General features: G+C 73.6%; 3 protein-coding genes and 1 pseudogene. 2 read left to right on the top strand and 2 right to left on the bottom strand.

Annotated elements, in window-relative coordinates:
* Positions 1–273: pseudogene (locus tag ACFWN1_RS32350) on the top strand (hypothetical protein); the annotation flags it as partial.
* Here the strand turns inward: ACFWN1_RS32350 and ACFWN1_RS32345 are convergent.
* On the bottom strand, positions 274–1,215 hold the full coding sequence (locus tag ACFWN1_RS32345; protein WP_384370025.1) for a serine hydrolase: 942 nt from the start codon (positions 1,213–1,215) through the stop codon (positions 274–276).
* 159 nt (positions 1,216–1,374) lie between these two features.
* Here ACFWN1_RS32345 and ACFWN1_RS32340 point away from each other — a divergent pair, with 159 nt between their 5' ends.
* Positions 1,375–2,106: an SseB family protein gene (locus ACFWN1_RS32340; protein WP_384370022.1), complete on the top strand. Its 732-nt coding sequence runs from the start codon at positions 1,375–1,377 to the stop codon at positions 2,104–2,106.
* A gap of 252 nt (positions 2,107–2,358) precedes the next feature.
* Here the strand turns inward: ACFWN1_RS32340 and ACFWN1_RS32335 are convergent, their stop codons facing one another.
* Complete coding sequence (locus ACFWN1_RS32335) at positions 2,359–3,369, bottom strand: hypothetical protein (RefSeq protein ID WP_384370019.1); 1,011 nt, start codon at positions 3,367–3,369, stop codon at positions 2,359–2,361.
* Between the last annotated feature and the right edge of the window lie 121 nt (positions 3,370–3,490).

The following is a 3,490-nucleotide window of genomic DNA, read 5'->3' as shown; positions in this document are numbered from 1 at the left end:
CCCCTCATGTCCCCCGGACGTGCTTGCTGTACCCTGCCGCGGCCGGTCTCCGGCTCGCCCGCCCCCGGCCCGGCCGCCGCCCGTCTGAAACCCGGGAACCCGCGCCCGGTGGCCTACGGCAAGAAGTACTTCGGCCCCGGCCCCGACAGCCCCGGCTCCGCCGACGGCAGCGCCGGCTGGGCCGCCTGGCCGGCGGGCGGCGCCGGCACCGCCCTGCTGATCGCTGCCGCCGTGGTCGTCCGGCGCGAGCGCAGGCCCCGCGCCGGCGGCTGATCACGCCGGACCGGCGAACGCCCCCACCGCCGCCCGCGCCGCCGACTCCACCAGGGCGATCCCCGCCGCCTGGGCCGTCGCCCCCCGGGACAGCACCGCCACCAGATACGAGGCCTCGTCGGCTGTCTCGACCCGCCCGATGCTGTTCACCACCCACAGACCCGTCGTACTACGCGGCAGCCAGCCGTTCTTGAGCGCCGTGACACCGCCACCGGCGGCGGCCGACACCCCCCAGCGCTGACCGGGGTCCACGGACTCCATCAACTCCCGCAGGTACGCGCGCGAGCCGGAGGTCAGCTTCGATCCGGTCCCGAACACCTGCTGGAGCAGGGTGAGCTGGTCCTTCGCCGTCGTCCGGGTCAGTCCCCACAGGCCGTTCGCCCCGGCCGAGGTCGCGGTCAGTCCGAAGCGCGCGTTCGCCGCGTCCAGCCCTTCCGCACCGCCGACGGTGTCCCACAGCGCGGTCGCGGAGGCGTTGTCACTCGACCCGATCATCTTCCCGGCGTAAGCCTTCTCCGCCGCCGTCAGGGGCCGGCCCTCGTCCTGCGCCTGGAGCAGCAGCGCCGCGAGGATGTCCACCTTGACGATGCTCGCGGTGTCGAAGGCACCCTCCCCGTACACCGCGCTCTGTCCGGAGTCCACGTCGAGCACCGCCGCCGACACGGCGGCGCCCGGGGGCACCTCCACTGCCTTCATGGCCGCGCCGAGCAGTGCTGTGCGGTCCACCGCCGGCCTCGTCACGGGTTCCACCGATGCCTCCTCCTCGTCCGCCCGGGCCGGCGACGACACGGCCCGGCCGCCGTCGTGCGCCCGCGCCTTCACATAGACGGTGCCGCCGGCCGTGACCCCGCCGATCACGAGGGCCACCAGCGCGGCGGACAGTACCGGACGGCGGCGGGCACGGCGGCGACGGCGGCCCGGGCCGCCTCGGGAGGGCTCCATGCCGCGATGGTGCGGCGGCGGGCTGTGCGTGCCGTTAGGCCGAGGTTAGAAGTACGTCAGCAAATCCCCGGATTCCTGTGAGCCGGGTGACGGACGTGTTGCCGGTCCTGGCAAACCCGGCCGATTCCTCCGGCGGGCGCCCCCGATAAGGTCGGGACCGTGGCGAACAAGAACATCCCCGACTCCGGCTTCTCCGACGACGACGGCTCCGCCGACCCCCGGCTGAGCGCCGCCCTCGCGGCCTGGGCCGAAGATCGTGGCTTGCTCGGGCCCGTACTGGAGGCGCTCAAGGGCGCCCGGCTGCTCGTTCCCGTCGTCGCGGTGCTCGGCGAGGTCGAGGTGGACGAGAAGGGGCTGCGCCGGGAGAAGACCAGCGACATGGCCGTTCCCACGCTGAAGGCCGCCGGGCGCACCGCGCTGCCCGCCTTCACCTCCACCGCGTCACTGGCCCGCTGGGACCCCGCCGCCCGGCCGGTCGCCGTACCGCTGCACCAGGCCCTCCAGGCCGCCGCCCACGAGAAGGCCGACACGGTCGTACTGGACCTCGCCGGGCCCGTGCCGTTCGAGCTGACCGGCGCGGCGCTGCTCGCGCTGGCCGAGGGCCGCACCAGCGTCGACCCGCTGACCGACCCGGCCGTGGTGGCCGCCGTCCGCGCGGCCGTCGCCGCCGAGCCCGCCGTGCGCTCCGCCCACCTCGGCCCCGGCACGGCCGACGGCACTCTCGCGCTCGTCCTCGACCCCGCCGCACCGCCCGCCCCGGCCGCCCGCGCGGTCGCCGAGCGGCTGGCCGCCGACGAGACACTGAGGGCCCGCCTGGTGCGCGGCCTCGACCTGGCACTCCTGCCGGCCGGAACCACCCCTCCGGGCGAGCCCTTGTTCGTACGCGACTGAGAAAGCGGCCGGCTACCAGGCGAGCACTACCTCGACTCCGGATATCCCTCCGTCGGCCTGGTCGTGGAAGCGGCCTCAGGCCAAGGCCGCCGAGGGCTTGGCCAAGAGCGCCTTCCACATCGACCGGAAAGCCCGTCAGGTCCGCTGCCCCCAGGGCGACACCAGCGCCGGCTGGTATTCGGTCACCCAGCACGGCCGCGACGCCATCGTGATGGACTTCGCCCGCGCCGACTGCCGCCCCTGCCCCTCAGGTCAGCTGTCGGTCGGCTTCAGTGCCCCCACCTCGATAGCACACGCATGCTCTATCGCGACGACCGAAGCCTGGCGGGCAGTGACGTCCGGCGCGTCGGCGCCCGTTTCGGCGTCGAGGGAGTGCGCGTACGTCCGCAGGGCGGAGGCATCCGCCGGCTTCGAGGCCGTCGCGGCGAGGTCGGTGAGGACGGACGCCAACTCGTCGGGCGTGTAACGGCTGTTCTCGGACACCGCGAGCGGCGAGGCCACCGAGCAGAAGGACTCCGCGGGCTCCCTCGCCTGCGCGGGTCGTGTGGCTCGGGGATCGGGGTGCGCGCTGCGCAGGACCTGCTCGATCTCGGCTGCGGTCTTGCCGGCGGTTCGCAGGGCCACGGGGTCCTCCTCACCGGACACGCGCTGCCGCTCAAGCGCCGAACGGTAGGCGTCGACCGTGACGTCGCCCCCCTCGAACTCGCCCTTGCCGACGCGCCCCTGATCGTACGGCAGGGCAGCCCCAGACCCCAGCGGTGCCCACACGCCGTCCGCGTAACGGGCGAACGTGATCACGTAGGTGTGGCCGACCTCCAATCGCGACGCGTCCTGTGAGGCCACGCGGACCCGTGCGCCGTCCTTGAGCTGCCATCCGTCGACGGTGACCGAAAGGGCGCCGGGAAGAGTCGGAGCTGCGGGCCGGCCCCACACTCGGTCGGTGACGCGCATGTAGACCGTCCGCGGCATGTATGTCTCTCCGCCGGCGTCCTCGTCGTCCGTCACGTGGTCATGCTGCTCGTGTTCCGCCAACACGCGCACGACGGCGACCTGGTCGCCGTACGACACCCAGTCGGTCGCGGAGCGGGAAGGGACCCCCTCCTTCGTCTCGGTTAAGCGGACCTGCCCGGGGGTGCGCTCCGCATCGGCGGCCCCGGCGGCGCCGGTCCGATCGTCGTCGTGTGACGACAACAGGGCGACGGATCCGGCGAGGGCCGCGGCCAGCACAGCCCCCATGATCTTCGTACGCGTGGTCAGGGCCACGAGGATCCTCCTTGTTCGGTCAAACGGTCGTGTTGGCGCCCTCATTCCGGGCTGCCGCTACTGTGACGCTGCGGGAGTCCCGTTGGTTCATGCGGCTTCGGTGGGTCCGAGCATTCGGACC

The sequence above is a fragment of the Streptomyces sp. NPDC058459 genome (assembly GCF_042721685.1).
Classification (GTDB): Bacteria; Actinomycetota; Actinomycetes; order Streptomycetales; family Streptomycetaceae; genus Streptomyces.
Note: the sequence above shows the minus strand (reverse complement) of the source record. Positions and strands in the feature narration are given on the sequence as shown.

Bases quoted from the DNA above. Each gene is read 5' to 3' on its own strand.
- ACFWN1_RS32345 (WP_384370025.1), bottom strand. From the start codon at position 1,215: ATGGAGCCCTCCCGAGGCGGCCCGGGCCGCCGTCGCCGCCGTGCCCGC.